We start from the raw sequence: 19,523 nt of genomic DNA, 5'->3' as shown, positions 1-19,523 counted from the left end.
GAATTGTAAAGATTGGCAGAATTCCTGTGGATTGTGCATTTGTATTGAGAGGGGTGCATTTTACATAAAATATTTGTAAAAGAATAAAACTCTACGATTCTGCAATGAATCTTGATGAAATCTTTGGTAAGAGCAAGCCTATGAGAATAATCAAAAGGGAAAGTATCCTTTGAGATTTGTGCTAAAGCCTAGCAATTCTAAATTTAAATATCCAAAAATTCCCAAACTCAAAGCAGTAATGAGTTTATCTGGGGTTCCGCCTGTTTTGAAGCGCATAAAGTTTGGTGTGATATGAAATTTGCGGCTAGTAAAAGGTAGGAGTAATGGCACGCCGCTTAATGTCATCATATCGCCAATGAGATGAAAGATGCAGCCAAGTAACAAGCCAATTCCAAAGATTTCTATATTTTGGGCTTGTATAATACCGCCAAATGCTTTGGCAAACTCTGCGACAAATGGAATCTCATTCCAAAGATTTTTGTCTAATGCACCTAAAAGGAGTAATAAGATTCCAAGCAGGACGACAAAGCAGAGGCTGTGTGTAAAGCCGCGATGTCCAAAAATAGATTGAATGAGATTAGAAACACCTAAGGTTTTTTTGCCAAGTAAAGAGTTTGGTTCATCAATATCTGGCAAAAGAGAGCCAAGAGCCACTGCTCCATAAAGAATTCCTAAATCTGTGCCATTTAATGGAGTATTTGTCATGGCATTGAAACATACGATTCCGCCCGCGCCAAGTCCAAGTCCAAAGCTAATATGTGTTCTACCTAGCATTAAAAGCCTTTAAAATTATAATTGTGTGCGGACAATGAGGCTTTTAGGCAAATTGAATTTTGAAATAAATTCTTCTTCCTTAATCCTTTGTTCGCCCTTATCCACCTCGTGGTCAAATCCTACTAAATGTAAGATTCCGTGAATAAAAAGTAGAGCAATCTCCTCCTCTATGCTATGTTTTAGTCGCCAACTAATCTCTTGTGCATATTCCACAGAAATAACAATACTACCCAAAATAGGGCTAAACTTTGTGTTTAATGGAAAGGAAAGCACATCTGTTGGTGTTGCGATTCCGCGAAATTCTGCATTTAGTTGAGTGATTTTGGTATTATCTACCAAAATCAATTCACAGGGTTTGAGTGGTAGCTTTAAATCTTGCAAAATAGCTTCTAAAATAGAATTTAAAAATGCTACAAATTCTTGTTTTAATGTGAAATTGCTTTGATTTTCTATATCAATGCGTTTCAATTTCCAACCCCACAGGACAATGGTCACTTCCTTGTATTTCAGGATAGATTTTTGCGTCAATGAGTTTGGAGTTTAATGCACAAGAACATAAAAAATAATCAATCCGCCACCCTGTATTATTTGCTCTTGCTTTTCCCATATAGCTCCACCAGCTATATGCTCCTTCTAAGTTTGGATAAAAATAACGAAAAGTGTCTGTAAATCCAGCATTAAGTAGAGTCGTCATTTTGCCCCTTTCTTCATCGGTAAATCCAGCATTTCTGCGATTATTTTTAGGATTCTTTAAATCAATCTCTTGATGTGCTACATTTAAATCTCCACATAGAATAACAGGTTTTTTTTGTTCTAAGGATTTTAGGAATCTTAAAAAGTCATCTTCCCATTGCATACGATAGTCTAGTCGCTCTAATTCTCGCTTAGAATTTGGCGTATAGACATTGACAAGAAAAAAATCATTGAATTGTGCAGTAAGGATTCTTCCCTCTTTGTCATGGTGTTCTATGCCCATATCGTAATCTATGCTAAGGGGTTGTGTCTTGCTTAAAATCACAACACCAGAATACCCCTTTTTCTCTGCACTATTCCAATAATCTTGATAGTTTGGAAAGCTAAAATCCGCTTGACTTTTTTGCATTTTGGATTCTTGAATACAAAAAACATCTGCATTAATTGTATTGAAAAAATCCATAAAGCCTTTATTCATACAGGCTCGCAAACCATTAACATTCCAAGAAATTAGTCTCATTTTTCTCCTTTTTTGCTTTTAAGTTTTGCAAAGAATGTGCCAAAAATAGCAAGGCTTACAAATACACTCAATAAAACCCACATCGTATTTTGTCCAAAATATTTGAGTTGAGAATCTAAGCTTTCTAGCAAATATGCCCAACATAGAATCGCAATGTTTGTGCCACTAAGAACGACAAGGAGATTCAGCCAGACTTTTAGGTGCATAAAATATCCGATTGCTGCACCTACAATAGGACCTGTCATCCAAAAGGGTAACCATACAAATGCAAACAAACCCACGATTCCATATTTTTGAATCGGTTTTTCATATTTTTGCGCAACCTGATAGATTGAAGCAAAAAATTGTTCAGTTCTTTTAAAAGTGCTAATCCCTTGAATACTCCATACAAAAAGCGGATAAAGAATTATTACCATTGTGTTTTCAATATAGATATTTAAAATTGTAGCCCAAAAAGTATTAAATTCTAATGCTAAAGCCAATGAAATTCCAGCAGCCCGCCCAAACACAAGAGAGCTTAAACCTATACTTAGAAGTTTATCCCCTATACCATTTTGCAGTAAAAAACAAGTGATGATGGCTAAAGCGTAAAAGGTTAGCAATGTGATTCCGCATAAAAAGAGTTTTGTCTCCCCATTATGCGGTTGCACAAAAATTAAACGATAAAGCGCAGAATCTCTCATTGTTTTGGGTGTTGGACGCTTCCGTGATAGAATGGCACACATTGCTCTGTGCTTTCTCCTATCACAGGTTTTGCAACATTCTGCGCACCTTTTTTGATTTGTCCAAAAAGTGAAGTTGCGAGATTGACTGCAGTAGAAATGGTGGTTTGAGTGATTTCAATTTTGGGATTATCCAATGTGCCTTTGATTTTTTGAGAATATTTTGCACAATCTTTATTATCTAGCAATCCGATGGTAAAGTTTTCAAAAGCATTGTTATTAAGATTGATTGCGCCAACTGCTGCTAATCGTGTTTTTTTTGTGGCAAAAGCAACATCTTGCGCGGTTGCGATTCCGTTTTTTATATCAAATTTTGCTTCTAATTCTTTGATGACGCTTTTGGCTTCTATTACCGCATTTAGTCCTAGCATGCCGACATTTGTGCCTTTTGTTGCGGCGATTCCCAAAGGACCTGCAAGCACAAATGCGCCAACATCTAAGAGGCTAATACTGCTACTTTTTTCAAAATTACTCACAAGTGCATCAATATCTACACTATAAATTTCTAAATCTTTGCTGTTTAGTTCCGCAATTCCATTAAGATTTTTTAGAATCGTTTGAGAATCTTTGCCTTTAATTACTAAGTCTGCATTCGCATTTAGGATTCCCCCTTTGACTAATTTGCCATTGCCTGTAAAGTTAGCGATTTTTTTCACATCTAAATTTGTGCCTTTTAACACAAGTTTTTCATTGGCAAGTTTAATGTCTAAATCGCCAAAATCTTTGTTTTGCAAGCTAAGGCTTGGAATTTCATTTGCAAAAGCAGCATTTCCTTTAAGAGAAAGTGCGCCTTTAAGAGTCATATCCAATGGATTGATGTTAGCAATTTCGGGTGTGTTTAGGTTAAAGTCTGCACTATAAGCATTGTTGGGTAGATTGATTTTAACATTGCTGATTTCTACATTCAAATCTTTGCCATTTGCTTTAATCTGCGCATTTCCATTTCCATTTTTTAAACTCCCACTTCCGTTAAGAGCCAAAGAAATATCTTGTTTGAATTTCATTCCACTTAACGCGTTAAGTGTGGCTTTGGCAAGGGTGATTTGTTTGGAATCTATTTCAAAATCTCCATCAAAGCTAGAATCTTTGAAATTTTTAAGATTTGCCTTTACATCAAGCTGCCCCTCTGCGGCATAGTTAAATAATTTGGCGAGTTTTTGCAAGTTGAGATTGTGAATATCTAATTCTACATTTTCAGGCGAATAATCTTTCAAAGCAACATTGGCAAGTAGCTTGGAATCAAACAAATCACTTTGCACTTTTGTTTTGAGTCTTTTGGAGTCTCCATTAATTTCTGCATTGAGAATATTGTTGTTTGCAAGTTGGATTCCTTGATAATTCAGGCTTGTAATGGTGCTATTTAATTTTGAGGCTAGATTATAATCTAAAGTATCTAGATTGATTTTGTCTATTTTAGCGTTTAAATTTACCGCGCCGTTTGCATTATAAGGTGTGGCATTGGTATATTTGGCAATGAGATTCAAGATTTCTTGCAAATTCAAATCTTGCGCACTGATTGTCAAGTCTTTTGGCGTATAGTTTGGCAAGTTGATATGTGCCAAAATAGGATTTGTAATGAGATTTAAGGCGAGGGTTGCCTCTTGGTTAGTAATTTTGCTTGATTTTAGGTTAATATTTGCAATCACGGGAGATTTAAGCATTATTCCACCAAAGCCGATTTTTTCAAGGCTAATTTTAATCTCTCCATTGGTTGCATAGTCGTTCAAGCTTGCTTGAAGATTGCTAGAGCTAAGATTTAAGTAGCTAGAAGAAGCAAGCAAGGTTGTAATGATAGAATCTTTTTGTGCTTTACCATTAATTGCAAGTTTGATTGGTTCATTGGGTAAAAGGATTCCATAGTTTTTATTTAAGAGTGAGATATTTGGAGAGAGCGCATTAGAGGCGATTTGGAATCCTCCGCTTGGCGCGCTTAGATTGGAAATATCCATATCCGCATTAAGTAAAATTTTGCCACTTACATATTTGGGTTGATTTAAAAAGGCGAGCAGAGATTCGGCTTTAATACCTTCTTTACTAGTGATAAATAATCTTTTAGGATTATAATCTTTGAGTGTAATATCTGCATTAATTAGGCTATTAAATGCAGTGATGTCAGCTTTTACATCTATGTCGCCTCCATTTTTTTTCACTTCTCCATTAAGACCAATTCCCCCATTAAGCTTCATGCCGATGAGCTGCTCATAAGGGCTTAAGTCTTTAATAGCTGCGTGAATTTGTGCATTAGTGTTAAGGGTGAAAAGCGAATAGTCGCCATTGAGTGTAATTTGAGATTTTTGTTTGTCTGTGATGCTAAACGCATATTTGCTAAAACCTAGCTTAAAATGTGTAAATTCTAAGCCAATGGGAGCTTTTTCATTTGCAATTTGTGTGATTTTGTTTTTTAAAAATTCATTGCCACTGCTTGAGAAAAGCCAAGTTAAAGTAGTGCCGATGATGAATAAAAAGAGGACGATTAAGATTCCTAAAATTTTCAAAATTTTTTTCATTTGATTTGCCTTTCTTTTGGGGAAATTATAAAAATTGTCGTAATTTTAGCAAAATTAAATTAATAAAGCTAAAACAAGGAGAATAAAAATAAAGTTTTTATACTTTATAGAATCATAAAAAATGCCGATATATAATTCGTAGTTCTTTTTATAAAAGGATACAAAATAAACAGAAAGGAGTCTGTTATGATTTCAGGAATTGATAGCGGTTCTGTGGTAGCAAGCGGTAATTTGAATGTTTTAAAAAAGGCAATACAAAGCGAAGAGGCACTAATGAGCTCTCTTATCAATGGAATGCAAAATACACAAGCAAATTTGCAAACTCAAGCCCCAGTAGAATCTACACAAGCTCCACAGCCAAGTGTGAATAAATTGGACATTATGGCATAAGTTTAAAGCACTTTTGTGCTTTAGGCAAATCTTTCTTTAAATCAAATTTATTCTTTGAATTTATTTTTTATTTACAAATTATTTTCTATAATCGCCAATTTTGTTTTTGAATTTTAAATAAAAGAGTGCGAATTGATAATGATACAGCAAAATCTTTCAACAAAGTTAGCAAATTACATTATGCGTTATGCGACGCAGCATTATCTGCATTTAAAAAAAAACAAGCGGACTAAACTTCCTTTGCCTAATCCACAAAAAGTCAAAAGTAAAAATTATTTGCTTTATATCCATATACCATTTTGTGCAACGCTTTGCACTTATTGTTCTTTTAATCGTTTTTTGTTTCAAGAAGAAAAAGCACGCATTTACTTTATGAATTTGCGCAAAGAAATGCAAATGGTAAAAGACTTGGGATATGATTTTAGTGCTGTTTATGTGGGAGGTGGGACAACTTCTATTTTACCTGATGAATTGTGCAAAACACTTGATTTAGCCAAAGCACTTTTTAATATTCAAGAAGTCTCTTGTGAGTCTGACCCTAATCATCTGCAAAGAGAGACTTTAGAGCAATTTAAAGGGAGGATTGATAGGCTTTCTGTGGGTGTACAAACCTTTGATGATGGAATCTTACGCAAGATTGGACGTTATGAGAAGTTTGGTGGCGGAGAAGTAACGCGTCAAAAGCTTGAATCTGCTTTGGGGATTCTACCTATTTTAAATGTGGATTTAATCTTTAATTTTCCTAATCAAACACAAGAAATGCTTGCGCGAGATTTAAAAATTATTCAAGAATTAAAACCGAATCAACTGACGACTTATCCCTTGATGTCCTCTCCCTCTGTAAAAAGTATTTTAAAACGTTCTATCGGGGAAGTGGATTTGCAAAATGAAGCACGACTTTATGCGCAGATTTTGGACACTCTTTCTTCGGATTTCATTCCTTTATCTAGTTGGGCATTTTCATATAAAGGCAGTGAAATTTTTGATGAATATGTAGTCAATAATGACGAATATGTTGGGATTGGCTCGGGGTCATTTAGTTTTTTAGATGGCACATTGTATGTGAATACCTTTTCTTTGAAAAACTATGCACAAAAAATCCAAAATGGACAAATGGGAGTAGAAAGAGAGCGTAAATATTCTAAAAAATCGCAATTGCAATATCGTTTAATGGTAGAACTTTTTGGTGGGGAGGCAAACAAGGAGAGATTTAAAATGTTGTATGGTGCAGATTTAGAGAAAGATTTACTAAAAGAAGTTACTTTTTTGCGTTTGAGCGGTAATATTGTCAAAAAAGGCACATCGTATTATCCAACACAAAAAGGGAAATACCTCTTTCTTTCTATGATGAAAGAATTTTACATTGGTATGGATTGTGTGCGTGAGGAGTCTCGTGCAATGCTTCAAGAGGAGGATATGTAATAAAAATAAAGTTTAAAAAGACTTTATTGCAACTTTATCAAAAAATGTTACAATTTCAGAATTTTTAAAAATGAGGTGGAAATGCTAAACTATCAAACTTTACGTCCTTTTATTTTTAAAACCAATCCAGAAACTGCGCATACAATCATAGAATTTTTGGGCAAAATCGCTCCAAAGATTCCAGCTTTTTTGCCTTTTTTGTCTTATAAGAATTGCTTGAAAGATTCTATTTTGATGCAAGAAATTGATGGAATGCGCTTTTATAATCCTGTGGGATTGGCAGCGGGATTTGACAAAAATGCTAAGATGATAGAATTGCTTTGCGCACTAGGTTTTTCACATTTAGAGCTAGGAGCGGTAACGCCTTTAGCGCAAAGCGGCAATGATAAGCCGCGTCTTTGGCGACATATAGAAGAGGAATCTATCCAAAACGCAATGGGATTCAACAATGAGGGAATGAGTATGGTAAATGCGTACTTAAAGAATCTTTTTCCCTTTGTTGTGCCTTTGGGTGTGAATATTGGTAAAAACAAAATTACTTCACAAGAAGAATCTCTTAAGGATTATTTGACTTTAGCGCGCAATTTTGCACAAAGTAGTGATTATTTGAGCGTGAATCTTTCTTCGCCTAATACACCAAATTTGCGTGATTTGCAAAATATTAATTTCATTCAAGAGCTTTTTAGTAGTCTTTGTCAAGTTTATACTAAGCCAATTTATTTAAAAATTGCTCCTGATTTGGAGATAGATTTTGCTTTGAGTTTGATTGAAGCAGCGATAAAAAGCGGAGCAAAAGGCATTATTGCAACCAATACGACTTTGGATTATAGTCTTGTTGCACGACCACAAGATAGAGGAGGAATTAGCGGAAAGGTTTTAGCCTCAAAAAGTCGCGAAATGTTGAAACAGATTGCGCTTTATTTGAAGAATACAAATCAAAAAACAACGCTTATAAGCGTGGGTGGAATCTCAAATGCACAGGAGGCTTACACAAGGATTCGTTTGGGTGCAAATCTTGTGCAAGTTTTTAGTGCGCTGATTTTTGAGGGACCAAGTTTAGTAAAACAAATCAATTTAGATTTAAAAAATTTTTTAGAACGTGATGGATTCAACCATATTGGCGAAGCGGTAGGCGTGGATTTATGCAATTAATCTGCATAATTTTTAGAATTTTTTGTGTTAATTTATTTTTAGTAGGAGTTTTGATGGCGGAAAATAGCCCGATAAAATCTGTGCTTCCAAAACATTATCAAACGACACTGAAAAATGGTTTGGAAGTTGTAGTGATTCCATTAAAGAATCAAAGTAATGTGATTACGACTAATGTATTTTATAAAGTCGGTAGTCGTAATGAGACAATGGGCAAAAGTGGAATCGCACATATGCTAGAACATCTAAACTTTAAATCCACTAAGAATTTAAAGGCAGGAGAATTTGATAGGGTTATCAAAGGTTTTGGTGGTTCTACAAACGCCGCAACGAGCTTTGACTATACGCATTATTATATTAAATCTAGCACGCAGAATCTTGGCAAATCTTTAGAGCTTTTTAGTGAGCTTATGCAAAATTTGAGCTTAAAAGATGAGGAGTTTCAACCCGAACGCAATGTCGTAGCGGAGGAGAGGCTATGGCGGACAGACAATAACCCTATGGGTTATTTGTATTTTAGACTTTTTAATACAGCTTTTATCTATCACCCTTATCATTGGACTCCTATTGGTTTTATGGAAGATATTAAAGCTTGGAGCATTGAAGATATTCGCGCATTCCATAGTCTTTATTATCAACCTCAAAATGCGGCAATTGTGATTGCGGGAGATATAGACGAAAAAATCGCCCTAAAGGAAGTCAAAAAGTATTTTGAAAAGATTAAAAACAAAAAAGAGATTCCATTACAATTACATACAAAAGAACCCAAACAAGAGGGTGAGCGCAGAGTGGAAGTGCATAAACCAAGCGAAGTGGAGATTTTGGCACTTGCATTTAGAACTCCTCCTTTTAATCACAAAGACCAAATTGCTCTTAGTGCATTAGGCGAGATTCTAAGTGGTGGCAAGAGTAGCCCGCTTGTTAGCGAGATTGTGGATAAGAAACGGCTTGCCACAGAAATTTATGCTTACAATATGGATTTGCAAGATGATGGATTATTTATTTTTATGGGATTGGCAAATGTAGGTGTGAGCCTAGAAAAGTTAGAAAAGGCAATTTTACAAGAAATTGAAAAAGTAAAGCTTGGGAAACTCAACGAGGCGGAATTGCAAAAAGCAAAAACAAATTTGCGCGCAAATTTTTTATACGAGCTAGAATCTAGCAGTGGCGTAGCAAGCTTGTTTGGAAGCTATATCGTACGCAATGATTTAGAATCCCTCTTGCATTTTGAGCAAGATTTTGATAGCTTAAGCTTAGAAGAAATTGTTGCAGTGGCGCAAAAATATTTTGTTCGCTCAAATGCAACAATTTTAACCCTGACAAAATAAGGAAAACAATGCAAGTAGAAAATCAAGTCAAAGGCGCAATGACTGCATTAATCACGCCTTTTAAAAATGCTCTGTTGGATTTGGAAAGTTATGAATCTTTGATTAGAAGACAGATTCAATATGGTATTGATGTTATCGTGCCTGTTGGCACAACAGGTGAGAGTGCAACATTAAGCCACAAAGAGCATAAAGAATGTATTGAAGTTGCAGTGAGCGTCTGTAAAGCAAGTCGCAAGGAGGGGCATAATGTCAAGGTTTTAGCGGGTGCTGGAAGTAATTCTACGCAAGAAGCAATTGAGCTTGCTAAATTTGCACAAAGTTGCGGAGCAGATGCAATTTTGTGTGTTACACCTTATTATAATAAGCCAACACAAGAGGGCTTGTTTTTGCATTACAAGGAGGTTGCAAATGCAGTAAGCATTCCTCTTATGCTTTATAATGTGCCGGGTCGCACGGGTGTGAATTTGGAAACAAAAACTATTTTGCGACTTTTTAATGAGATTCCAAATATTTATGGAGTCAAAGAAGCAAGTGGTAGCATTGAAAAGGTAATAGATTTGAATATGAATGCTAAAGATTTGAGCATTGTAAGTGGCGAAGATGCAATTAATTATCCTATTTTAAGTTGTGGTGGGGTAGGTGTGATTTCTGTTACTTCCAATCTTTTGCCAAACAAAATTGCGGAATTAACACACGCACTTTTGCAATCGCATAATTATGAACGCGCAAGAGAATTAAACAATGAACTTTACGCAATTAATAAAGCGTTGTTCATAGAAAGCAATCCGATTCCAATCAAGGCAGCAATGTATTTAAGCGGACTTTTAAAAACATTGGAATATCGTTTGCCATTGGTTGCTCCATCGGCACAAAATATAGAATATCTTGAAAAAATTTTAAGTCAATATGAGGTAGTAAAATGAATGAAAATTTCAAAGGCAAAACTTTAGTTATTAGTGGTGCGACGCGTGGAATCGGAAAAGCGATTCTCTATCGTTTTGCGCAAAAGGGTGTAAATATTGCATTTACTTATAATAAAAATGTAGAAGAAGCAAATAAAATCATAGCAGATGTGGAATCGCAATTTTTTATCAAAGCCAAAGCTTATCCTTTAGATGTTTTGCAACCAGAGACTTATAAGGATTTGTTTGCAAAAATTGATGAAGATTTTGAGAGGATAGATTTTTTTGTGAGCAATGCGATTATTTATGGCAAGAGTGTCGTGGGAGGGTTCGCGCCTTTTATGCGCTTGAAACCTAAAGGACTAAACAATATCTACACTGCTACCGTACTTGCTTTTGTTGTCGGTGCGCAAGAAGCAGCAAAGAGAATGCAAAAGGTAGGCGGTGGAAGTATTATTTCCCTTAGCTCCACAGGGAATCTCGTGTATATGCCAAATTATGCAGGGCACGGCAACTCAAAGAATGCCGTAGAAACAATGGTGAAATATGCTGCAATGGAGCTTGGAGAGTATAATATTCGCGTTAATGCAGTGAGTGGTGGTCCCATTGAAACAGATGCATTAAAGGCATTTCCGGATTTTGCCGAGATTAAAGAAAAAGTGGTAGAGCAAAGCCCACTCAATCGTATGGGAGCTCCAGAGGATATTGCGGGGGCTTGTTTATTTTTATGCGATAGTAGCGCAAGTGCTTGGCTTACAGGACAAACGATTGTGATTGATGGAGGAACAAGCTTTAAATAGAGTGAAAAAGATGATGAAATTAGAATCTTTACCGAATGGCTTGACTATTCTTCGGATTATATTTGCTTTTCTTTTGCTTGCAATAATTCTCTATGGAAAGTGGATTCTTCCACCCCCCATCCACCCTAGTTGGATTAATTATTTCGCCTGTTTGGTGTTTTGTCTCGCAAGTATTACGGATTTTTTTGATGGCTTTATTGCGCGCAGTTTCAATGTTTCAAGCATTTTTGGAGAAATTTTTGACCCGCTTGCTGATAAATTGTTGATGTTATCTGCATTAATTGGGCTTTTGGTATGGAATCGCGCAGATGTGTGGGCAGTCTTTTTGATTCTTAGTCGCGAATTTTTTATTACCGGATTGCGTGTAGTGGCTGCGAGCAAAGGAATCAAAGTTGCGGCTTCTAATCTTGGTAAATATAAAACAGGCTTGCAAATTACTGCAATTGCATTTTTGCTTATGGATTATTCTTTTGCCAATATGACTTTGTGGCTTGCGGTAGTTTTGACACTTTATTCAGGCTATGATTATGTTAAAATGTATGCAAAGGCGCGCTAAATGGGAATAATTAGCTCAATTTTAGTCTTATCTTTTTTGGTTTTTTTTCATGAATTGGGGCATTTTTTGGCAGCTAAACTTTTTGGCGTGCGTGTGGAAGCTTTTAGTATAGGTTTTGGTAAAACAAGAATCTTTAAAAAACAAATCGGCGAGACAGAATATTCTTTGCGTCCCATTCCATTAGGAGGATTTGTTCAGCTTAAAGGGCAGAGCGACTTTGATCCTATGATGCGTGATACTGCTAGTGATAGTCTTTATGGTATTGCAGCTTATAAGCGATTGCTGATTTTAGCCGCAGGTTCGTGTTTTAATCTCTTGTTAGCTTTTTTGCTTTTTGTCGCCATTGGCTTAATGGGGAAAAATGAATTAGCTCCTGTGGTGGGCAAAGTAGAAACAAATATGCCAGCGGAAATTGCTGGGTTACGCAGTGGCGATGAAATTCTTAGCATTAATGGACAAAAAATTCAAACTTGGGAAGCATTGAGCCAAACGATTGCCAAATCCAAAGGGGAGCTAGAGATTGTATTTTTGCGAGACTCTAAAGAGTATCAGACGATTTTAATCCCCAAAATAGGAGAATCCAAAAATCTCTTTGGTGAGAAGATTGCGCGTCCTTTAATTGGGATTTTTTCTAGTGGAGAGGTAAGGCTTGTGTCTTATTCTTTTGTGGATTCTATTTCCTATGCTTTTGGTCAGACTTTGGAATCTAGCAAGTTAATCTTGCAAAGCATTGAAAAAATGTTGAGTGGCGTTGTGCCATTGAGCGAAGTAGGGGGTGTAGTTTCTATTGTGAGCATTACCAAAAAGGCAAGTGAATTAGGGATTGTTACGCTTTTTGCATTTACTGCTTTGATTTCTGTAAATCTTGGAATCTTAAATTTACTTCCGATTCCAGCCCTTGATGGTGGGCATATTCTTTTTACATTTTATGAAATGCTAACAAAAAGAATTCCAACACAAAATACTTTTTATCGTTTAAGTATGGCAGGTTGGATTGTGTTATTGGGACTTATGGGGCTTGGATTGTATAATGATATTTTACGCATTCTTAATGGAACAATGCCTTTTTAAAGGAGATTTATGCAAGAAAAATTAAATCAGAATCTAATAGATGTAATAGAAAGAATTGAAAAAGCAAGAATTGCGGTAGATAGGCACAGAATCGTGCGCTTGGTTGCAGTGAGCAAATATTCTACACAAGAGGAAATCACAGCACTTTATGCTTGTGGGCAACGCGCCTTTGGTGAAAATAAAGTGCAAGACTTGAAAGCGAAATCTGAAATCTTAGAATCTCTTCCACTAGAATGGCATTTCATCGGCTCTTTGCAGAGTAATAAAATTAACGCACTTTTAAGCCTCAATCCCTTTATGCTCCAAAGCTTGCATTCTTTGGAGTTAGCAGAGCAATTACAAAAGCGATTGCAAAAAGAAAATAAGGCTTTGCGCACCTTGTTGCAAGTCAATAGTGCCAAAGAGGAGAGCAAAAGTGGCTTTATGCCAGAAGTTGCACAAGAAATGTATTGCAGGATTTTGGAAACTTGCCCAAACATCAAGTTGTGCGGTTTGATGAGTATTGGTGCGCATACAGATGAAAAAAAAATGATTCAAAAGAGTTTTGAGCAAACATATAGGATTTTTGAATCTCTGCAAAATAAAGGTGCAAAGACTTTAAGTATGGGAATGAGTGAGGATTTTGAGCTTGCGATTGCTTGCGGAAGCAACTGCGTGCGTTTAGGAAGTGTGCTATTTAAATAGAATCAAAAATTTCATTGTGCTAGTGAGTAAGCATACATTGCGAAGTGCTTTGCCTAAAAAGCATTTTTTATTTGCGATTCCATATTTCTTATAAATGATATTATGGATTGCTATGAAAGTTTCAAATTTTCTCGCAAGAACACCCATTGCTTTATTCTGCAAATTTATAATATAGAATCTTGCTTGCTGCATTTTTGCGAAATCTCGCAAGGATATAGCGGAATCACAAAGGCGTGGGTTTATAGAGTTTTGTTTTTAAATTCCATTGTTGCACAAGCATAGATTTCAGAGGTTTTTGGCAAATAATGCAAGAATTGATTTATAAATTGTGTGTTCAAAAATAATTTGCCACAGACAACGATGCCTTTTGTTTGGTAGTTTTCCTCCATATCACGACTAAAATTAGCAAAAAATTCCGCTAAAGAATCCAAGATTCCAAAGCATAGCAACTCGTTCTCTACTCCAGCAAGTCTGAAGCTCATAACAGAACGCAAGGTTTGCAAAGTGTTTAAGGAGATTTTACCCTCTGTGTCGCGCTCTAGTCTAAAATCGATGCGCGGACCTTTTTTGCCCAAAAATTTCCATGCACATTCTATCACCGCATTTGCGCTTGCTTTGAGATTGTGAGATTCACCTAAGCCTAGTAAGACACCGCACATTCCCACCAAGTCTAATAGGTTTTGTGAGGGGACAGAATTTTTGGGGAGAGATTCTAGAGCGTGGATTATGGATTCAAAATGAGATGAAAAATTTTTTAACAAACTTTGTGTGGTTTGGTTTAGGGTTTTGAATGTCTCAAGGATTGTTCCTAGGTTGCTTTCAAAGTTAAATGTGAGTGCTTCTTTGAAATTCTCATTAAAATATACCCAAAAAAGCGTGCGATTCTCACCAAGATAAAGTGCATTGACACGATTTAAAGAATCCTTTGTAATAGCTTGCAAGAAAGCATTGGCAATAGAATTGGGTTTGTAAGATTCAAAGCGATGTGGCAAGATAAGGGAGTTTTGCGCAATGCTTAAAGTCAGGGGTTTGGAATCTTCAGCAACAAATTCACAGATTCCATTTTTTCTTTTTTGTCGGAGTGGCAACAAATATAGACCTAAAGAGGAATCCAAAAATTTACTCAAAAGAACTAAATAAGGCTCAAAAGGCAAAAGGACATTCACTTGCGCAATAGGGAAGAAATGTTGAAAAATGCTTTTAGGAGCAAGCTTCAAAATGGGTTTTTCCAAAGTTGCTAAGGCTTGCAATTCCTCATTTTCTACCCTAAAAAGCATTTTGACATTGATAAGGGAGTAGGGCATAAAGCAAAAATCCTCTCCAATCTCCTCTAAATTTGGCGGATTGTTTTCCTCTAAAAGCACCAACTCCTTTTTGCCAAAAATTGTTTTGACAAAGATGCACTCATTTTGCTTCAAAAGATTTGCAAGAGTTTGGAGAGATTCTATCAAATCTTGTGCATTTTGAATCTCGTTTCTTTGCTCCTCTTTTAAAAATGTCATTTTGGTGGGCTGAAAATCTATCCATTGCGCCCATAGGTTACAGAAATTCGGGGATTCTTTGTTGCTTAATTGTTGCAGCTCCAAAGGGGTTAGAAAGTGAGTTACAAAGAGATGATTTAATGAAATTAAATTCTCTTTAGAGAAAGATTCTAAAACAATCAACTCTTTAAAAGTCCATTGTAAAGAAAGTGGAATATAGTTTTGCAAAGAATCGCTAAAGTTCAAAATTTCTTGTTGGCTTCCCTGCACCTCTAGCCTAAAAGAATCTTGAGAATTTTGCACAAATTGCCCTTGTAGGTTGGTTTTTCTTAGGGCAAAATGTAGAGATTTGAGTAAGAAATTTTGAATATTGTGCGGGAAAGCAAGTTTAGCGATTTGTTGGAAAACGAAAGCGACAATTAAGTGGGATTCCAACTCTGAAGTTTCAGAAGTCATTTAGTATCCTTTGTAGGAGAAACGTGCAATTTCTTGCAAATCTTGATAAGAGGTTTTGGAGATTTGAACGCCAAGTGATTCTAAGTAGTGAATTGCTTGGGATTCCATTAGCTTTGCGCCCTGTTTGACTTCCTCTGTGAGTTCAAAGGTTGGATTTTCTCCAATAATAAAAGGTTTAATACCTAAAATCTTTGTTGGCGGTAAATCTCCTAACATTTCAATCATTCGTAGGGTTTGGAGCATTTCTACTTCGTGCGCACTACCAGCCCAAGTGATTTGGTTAGGAATTGCACGAAAGTCAAAAAAATAAACATCACCTATTTTGGCATCTTTTGCGTCAATAGAATCTATAATCAACACAGAATCGTATTGCGTGATAAGGGGAATTAAATGTTGAGCCATTGTCCCGCCATCTACAATCTCCACACAATGCTCACCGCTAAAAGTATAATTGAGTTTCAATAGATTGGATAAATGCACACCAATCCCCTCATCACCAAATAGAATATTGCCAATGCCCAACACGAGGATTTTCATTTATTTTAAAATGCGGAAATGCGATTCGCAAGGAATCGCATTGGGTATTTATGCTTACTCATCTTTTTCAAATTTGACGCCGCTAAAAATCGTATCTACACCAGCACCAGGGAATTTCGCGCTATTCCAGCTTGCCATATAAATATGAATTGGAATAAAAATAACGAATGCCCAAGTTAAAATATGGTGGATTAAGCGCACATTAGCGATTCCGCCACAAAGCACTTCCAAAGGTTTCATTAAAGGCGCGATGAATCCCCCCAAGCCCTCGTGATAAACATGCGCATAAAGCACAAGTCCGCTAAGAGAAATTGCAATAATTAAAAGCATTACACCTAAGTAAGTTGCAAGCTGTAAGGGATTGTAAGCACCTTTTAAATGAGGATGTCCGCCAAAAAGTAGATAGCTTTTCAAGACGCCAAACCACACAAAAGGATTGAAAAAATCCAAAATAGAGCGACGCTCTAATGCACATTCTTTTGTCAAAAGTAGATAAAGGCGAAAAATAGTTACTGCAATGAGTAAGAAGCCAAGAATCAAATGCCAACTGCGCATTAAAGCATAAAGAAACCCCACAGGTTCGCCTGTGAAATTATTAGGTGCTAAAAAAGGATAAGCAAGATAGAATCCTGTTGCAATTAATCCAAAAATTGCTAATGCTCTAATCCAATGGAAAATCCGTGTGAGTTTTGAAAACTCAAGCACAGCTCTGTATCTTGTTTCCATAATTTCTCCTTAAATTTTACAATTCATCGCAATGGGGTCAAGTCTATATTGGCTGATTTCATTCCCTTTTGTATCCATTAAATGCACTGCACACGCGATACAAGGGTCAAAGGAATGGATAGTCCGCACGATTTCTAGCGGTTTGGTAATATCTTGCACTTTGATTCCAACTAATGAAGCTTCATAGGGTCCCATTTGATTTTTAGAATCTTTTGGTCCTGCATTCCAAGTACTTGGCACAACTGCTTGATAATTTGCTACGACGCCGTCTTTGATTCTTACCCAGTGGCTTAGTGTCCCGCGTGGAACATTACCAATGTAACGCCCTTTGTATTCTTTGTTTTTGTCAATCTTATAAGGAGCGCAAGTGGTTTGGTCGCCTGTTTTGAGATTTGCTACCAAAGAATTAAAAGCTTCTATGCCATAATCTGTGGAAAGCTTGCATTCCAAAAGTCGTGCTGCAGTTCTACCCAATGTGCTAAAAAGTGCTTCAATTGGTAATCCCGTATCTTCTAGGAATTGTGTTGCAATTTTTGTGATACGAGGATTCTTGGCTGCTAGTCCCACAACAATTGTTGCAAGCGGTCCTACCTCCATAGGTTCGCCATTATAACGAGGGGATTTAATCCAGCTGTATTTACCGCGCATATCAATTGCTTTTGTTTTGAGTGGGTTACCATCAGGTCCAATGGTCTCCGCATCTGTGAATCCTGTATAATTTGGCTCTGTTTCGCCATCATAAGGGTGCAATGCTTTGTCGTTTTGATACCAAGAATGTGTTGCTTCTTCTGTGATGAGGTCTTCATTGACTTCTAGGAGTTTAGAAATATCGCCACCTCGCACAACACCTGTGCTATAAAGCGTCTCATTATGATTGACAGGAATTTCGGCATAAGAAAGGAAGTTGCGCACACCGCAACCTTTAAGCACGCTTGGTTCGTTTTTGAAGACTTCAGCTGCCATTACGACATCTGCATAATAAGCGCGATTGATGAAATCCCCTACTTCTTTGTATTTAGTGAGCCAATCTCCCAATCTGCTAGGGTCTAAAATATCTGCAACGCAAGTTACACCCCCAACGGTTAAACTTTGTGGGTGGGGTTGTTTTGCGCCGAAGATTGCCATCATTTGTGCCGCAACTCTTTGAACTTCAAGAGCTTTTAAGTAATGGGAAAGCACGATGAGGTTTTGTTCAGGAGAGAATTTATAGGTTTTGTGTCCCCAATAAGCATTTGCAAAAGGTCCTAAACCTTGTTTAGCATTCGCAAAGGCTTTAACTTTTTCTTGCACAGCAACAAGCTCATCGGCACCTGTTGCAATCGGGTTTTTAGAGTATTTAAACGCAATCTCACTTGCTTTTTTGGGGTCAGCTTTAAGTGCTTCCGTAATATCACACCAATCCAATCCATGCAAGTGATAGAAATGCACCAAGTGGTCGTGCATTACAAGAGAAACATTCATCAAGCTTCGCACCATTTGTGCATTAAATGGAATCTGAATCCCTAGCGCGTTTTCTACTGCGGTAATTCCGGCTTTGTAATGTGAAAATGTGCAAACACCGCAGATTCTTTGCACCATAAAACCGACATCTCTAGGGTCGCGGTTTTTTACGATAACCTCTAAACCGCGCCATAAAGTAGAGCTAGAATAAGCATCGGTAATGACATTATTTTCATCTACAATGACTTCAATTCTTAAGTGCCCCTCAATCCTTGTGATAGGATCTACAATAATTCTTTTTGTCATAAATTCTCCTTATTCTTTGTCTTTTCTAAAATTACTTAGAACTGCGTGTGCCGCCATACCGATGGCTGCTGCGCCGAGTAATGTAATTCCGATATTATCTGCGGTGCGGTCTGCACCTTTAAACAACGGCGCATTGTAGAGTTTGCTAGCAAGTGGCTCTTCAAAAGGTCCCATAGTATCCCAGAAATTTGGCTCACTGCAACCAATACAGCCGTGTCCTGCTTGAATAGGCCAGCTTGTATGGGAGTTAAAACGTAATTTGGAGCAGTTGTTGAAAGTATAAGGTCCTTTACAGCCAACTTTATAGAGGCAATAACCATTTTTTGCACCCTCATCACCGAATCTTTGCACAAATTCTCCTGCGTCAAAATGCCCGCGTCTTTCGCATAAATCGTGGATTCTTAATCCATAAGCCCATTTTGGACGATTGAATGCATCAAGTTGTGGTAGAGTGCCAAAAAGCAAGAAATGAATCACATTGCCCACGATATTTTTTTCACTTGGAGGACAACCGGGCACATTAATCACAGGTTTGTTGGTAACTTCACTAAGCGGTTTTGCTGCAGTTGGGTTAGGGTGGGCTGCTTGGATTCCACCGAAGCTTGAGCAAGTCCCAATCGCAAAAATTGCCGCCGCATTTTCACTCGCTAATTTCGCATTTGCCAAGCCTGTATTTCCGTGCGCGCCAATTGTTAAGTATTGTCCTTCTAGCCCCGTTGGCACGCCACCCTCTACCATTAATACATAACGACCTTTGTATCTTTCTATTGCGGATTCTAGGTTTTCTTCTGCTTGATAGCCAGCCGCAGCCATAATGGTTTCGTGGTATTCTAAAGAAATATAATCAAAAATCAAACTTGCAATGCCCGGTCCATCACTTCTTAAGAGGCTTTCACTACAGCCTGTGCATTCTGCTAAATGCAGCCAAATCACAGGTAAGCGGTCTGCAACTTCTGCTGCTTTCGCAGTTAGCGGAGTAAAACTTGCCGGCAAAGACAACATAGCTGTCATTGCTCCAGCCCACTTCATAAAATCTCTCCTTGAGATTCCTTTTTCTTT

General features: G+C 37.1%; 19 protein-coding genes. 9 read left to right on the top strand and 10 right to left on the bottom strand.

Annotated elements, in window-relative coordinates; genetic code table 11:
• Positions 1-150 precede the first annotated feature (150 nt).
• The 5 genes from Q1553_RS07410 to Q1553_RS07390 are packed head-to-tail and all read right to left on the bottom strand — an operon-like array spanning position 151 to position 5,216.
• The gene (locus tag Q1553_RS07410) at positions 151-774 is read right to left on the bottom strand and encodes a metal-dependent hydrolase (RefSeq protein ID WP_297601405.1); all 624 of its coding nucleotides are present in this window, start codon (positions 772-774) and stop codon (positions 151-153) included.
• Positions 775-789: 15 nt separating this feature from the next.
• Positions 790-1,242 carry an rRNA maturation RNase YbeY gene (gene ybeY, locus Q1553_RS07405; protein ID WP_297579103.1) on the bottom strand — a complete coding sequence of 151 codons (453 nt, stop codon included), beginning with the start codon at positions 1,240-1,242 and terminating at the stop codon, positions 790-792.
• Positions 1,229-1,987, bottom strand: coding sequence for an exodeoxyribonuclease III (locus tag Q1553_RS07400; protein WP_115552261.1), 759 nt, complete (start codon positions 1,985-1,987; stop codon positions 1,229-1,231). The genes ybeY and Q1553_RS07400 overlap by 14 nt, the downstream gene beginning before the upstream one ends.
• On the bottom strand, positions 1,984-2,712 hold the full coding sequence (locus Q1553_RS07395; protein WP_297579106.1) for a small multi-drug export protein: 729 nt from the start codon (positions 2,710-2,712) through the stop codon (positions 1,984-1,986). Before Q1553_RS07395 ends, Q1553_RS07400 begins: the two co-directional genes overlap by 4 nt.
• A complete protein-coding gene (locus Q1553_RS07390; RefSeq protein WP_115552259.1) occupies positions 2,667-5,216 on the bottom strand; it encodes an AsmA-like C-terminal region-containing protein in 2,550 nt (849 codons plus the stop codon). The genes Q1553_RS07395 and Q1553_RS07390 overlap by 46 nt, the downstream gene beginning before the upstream one ends.
• A gap of 186 nt (positions 5,217-5,402) precedes the next feature.
• Between Q1553_RS07390 and Q1553_RS07385 the strand changes: the two genes are divergently transcribed.
• From Q1553_RS07385 to Q1553_RS07345, 9 genes are all read left to right on the top strand, one after another.
• Entirely contained in the window at positions 5,403-5,606 is a 204-nt protein-coding gene (locus Q1553_RS07385) for a hypothetical protein (RefSeq protein WP_115552258.1), read from the top strand.
• Positions 5,607-5,744: 138 nt separating this feature from the next.
• Positions 5,745-7,028, top strand: coding sequence for a coproporphyrinogen III oxidase family protein (locus Q1553_RS07380; RefSeq protein WP_115552257.1), 1,284 nt, complete (start codon positions 5,745-5,747; stop codon positions 7,026-7,028).
• A gap of 81 nt (positions 7,029-7,109) precedes the next feature.
• On the top strand, positions 7,110-8,180 hold the full coding sequence (gene pyrD / locus Q1553_RS07375) for a dihydroorotate dehydrogenase (quinone) (RefSeq protein ID WP_297579113.1): 1,071 nt from the start codon (positions 7,110-7,112) through the stop codon (positions 8,178-8,180).
• 53 nt (positions 8,181-8,233) lie between these two features.
• Positions 8,234-9,505: a pitrilysin family protein gene (locus tag Q1553_RS07370; RefSeq protein WP_115552267.1), complete on the top strand. Its 1,272-nt coding sequence runs from the start codon at positions 8,234-8,236 to the stop codon at positions 9,503-9,505.
• An 8-nt stretch (positions 9,506-9,513) separates the two neighbouring features.
• Complete coding sequence (dapA, locus tag Q1553_RS07365) at positions 9,514-10,428, top strand: 4-hydroxy-tetrahydrodipicolinate synthase (protein ID WP_115552255.1); 915 nt, start codon at positions 9,514-9,516, stop codon at positions 10,426-10,428.
• On the top strand, positions 10,425-11,207 hold the full coding sequence (locus Q1553_RS07360) for an enoyl-ACP reductase (RefSeq protein ID WP_115552254.1): 783 nt from the start codon (positions 10,425-10,427) through the stop codon (positions 11,205-11,207). The genes dapA and Q1553_RS07360 overlap by 4 nt, the downstream gene beginning before the upstream one ends.
• Before the next feature lie 13 nt (positions 11,208-11,220).
• Positions 11,221-11,763 (top strand): CDP-diacylglycerol--glycerol-3-phosphate 3-phosphatidyltransferase, encoded by a 543-nt coding sequence (gene pgsA, locus Q1553_RS07355; RefSeq protein WP_115552266.1) that lies wholly within the window; start codon positions 11,221-11,223, stop codon positions 11,761-11,763.
• Positions 11,764-12,834: an RIP metalloprotease RseP gene (gene rseP / locus Q1553_RS07350; protein ID WP_115552253.1), complete on the top strand. Its 1,071-nt coding sequence runs from the start codon at positions 11,764-11,766 to the stop codon at positions 12,832-12,834.
• A gap of 9 nt (positions 12,835-12,843) precedes the next feature.
• Entirely contained in the window at positions 12,844-13,518 is a 675-nt protein-coding gene (locus Q1553_RS07345; RefSeq protein ID WP_115552252.1) for a YggS family pyridoxal phosphate-dependent enzyme, read from the top strand.
• Between the two features lie 239 nt (positions 13,519-13,757).
• Here Q1553_RS07345 and Q1553_RS07340 read toward each other — a convergent pair whose 3' ends face one another.
• From Q1553_RS07340 to Q1553_RS07320, 5 genes are all read right to left on the bottom strand, one after another.
• Entirely contained in the window at positions 13,758-15,455 is a 1,698-nt protein-coding gene (locus Q1553_RS07340; protein WP_245944296.1) for a protein hydE, read from the bottom strand.
• Complete coding sequence (locus Q1553_RS07335; protein WP_115552250.1) at positions 15,456-15,992, bottom strand: HyaD/HybD family hydrogenase maturation endopeptidase; 537 nt, start codon at positions 15,990-15,992, stop codon at positions 15,456-15,458.
• A gap of 54 nt (positions 15,993-16,046) precedes the next feature.
• The gene (gene cybH / locus Q1553_RS07330; RefSeq protein WP_115552249.1) at positions 16,047-16,718 is read right to left on the bottom strand and encodes a Ni/Fe-hydrogenase, b-type cytochrome subunit; all 672 of its coding nucleotides are present in this window, start codon (positions 16,716-16,718) and stop codon (positions 16,047-16,049) included.
• Positions 16,719-16,727: 9 nt separating this feature from the next.
• The gene (locus Q1553_RS07325) at positions 16,728-18,464 is read right to left on the bottom strand and encodes a nickel-dependent hydrogenase large subunit (RefSeq protein ID WP_300692359.1); all 1,737 of its coding nucleotides are present in this window, start codon (positions 18,462-18,464) and stop codon (positions 16,728-16,730) included.
• Positions 18,465-18,473: 9 nt separating this feature from the next.
• The coding region (locus tag Q1553_RS07320) for a hydrogenase small subunit (protein WP_300842869.1) at positions 18,474-19,523 on the bottom strand (1,050 nt) is incomplete at its 5' end.

Origin of the sequence: Helicobacter sp. UBA3407, assembly GCF_949747025.1 — a bacterium.
Classification (GTDB): Bacteria; Campylobacterota; Campylobacteria; order Campylobacterales; family Helicobacteraceae; genus Helicobacter_D; species Helicobacter_D ganmani.
Note: the sequence above shows the minus strand (reverse complement) of the source record. Positions and strands in the feature narration are given on the sequence as shown.

Coding starts and splice junctions, on each gene's coding strand:
- Q1553_RS07410 (WP_297601405.1), bottom strand. CDS start 774: ATGCTAGGTAGAACACATATTAGCTTTGGACTTGGACTTGGCGCGGGC.
- Q1553_RS07400 (WP_115552261.1), bottom strand. CDS start 1,987: ATGAGACTAATTTCTTGGAATGTTAATGGTTTGCGAGCCTGTATGAAT.
- Q1553_RS07395 (WP_297579106.1), bottom strand. CDS start 2,712: ATGTGTGCCATTCTATCACGGAAGCGTCCAACACCCAAAACAATGAGA.
- Q1553_RS07390 (WP_115552259.1), bottom strand. CDS start 5,216: ATGAAAAAAATTTTGAAAATTTTAGGAATCTTAATCGTCCTCTTTTTA.
- Q1553_RS07385 (WP_115552258.1), top strand. CDS start 5,403: ATGATTTCAGGAATTGATAGCGGTTCTGTGGTAGCAAGCGGTAATTTG.
- Q1553_RS07380 (WP_115552257.1), top strand. CDS start 5,745: ATGATACAGCAAAATCTTTCAACAAAGTTAGCAAATTACATTATGCGT.
- pyrD (WP_297579113.1), top strand. CDS start 7,110: ATGCTAAACTATCAAACTTTACGTCCTTTTATTTTTAAAACCAATCCA.
- Q1553_RS07370 (WP_115552267.1), top strand. CDS start 8,234: ATGGCGGAAAATAGCCCGATAAAATCTGTGCTTCCAAAACATTATCAA.
- dapA (WP_115552255.1), top strand. CDS start 9,514: ATGCAAGTAGAAAATCAAGTCAAAGGCGCAATGACTGCATTAATCACG.
- Q1553_RS07360 (WP_115552254.1), top strand. CDS start 10,425: ATGAATGAAAATTTCAAAGGCAAAACTTTAGTTATTAGTGGTGCGACG.
- pgsA (WP_115552266.1), top strand. CDS start 11,221: ATGAAATTAGAATCTTTACCGAATGGCTTGACTATTCTTCGGATTATA.
- rseP (WP_115552253.1), top strand. CDS start 11,764: ATGGGAATAATTAGCTCAATTTTAGTCTTATCTTTTTTGGTTTTTTTT.
- Q1553_RS07345 (WP_115552252.1), top strand. CDS start 12,844: ATGCAAGAAAAATTAAATCAGAATCTAATAGATGTAATAGAAAGAATT.
- Q1553_RS07340 (WP_245944296.1), bottom strand. CDS start 15,455: ATGACTTCTGAAACTTCAGAGTTGGAATCCCACTTAATTGTCGCTTTC.
- Q1553_RS07335 (WP_115552250.1), bottom strand. CDS start 15,992: ATGAAAATCCTCGTGTTGGGCATTGGCAATATTCTATTTGGTGATGAG.
- cybH (WP_115552249.1), bottom strand. CDS start 16,718: ATGGAAACAAGATACAGAGCTGTGCTTGAGTTTTCAAAACTCACACGG.
- Q1553_RS07325 (WP_300692359.1), bottom strand. CDS start 18,464: ATGACAAAAAGAATTATTGTAGATCCTATCACAAGGATTGAGGGGCAC.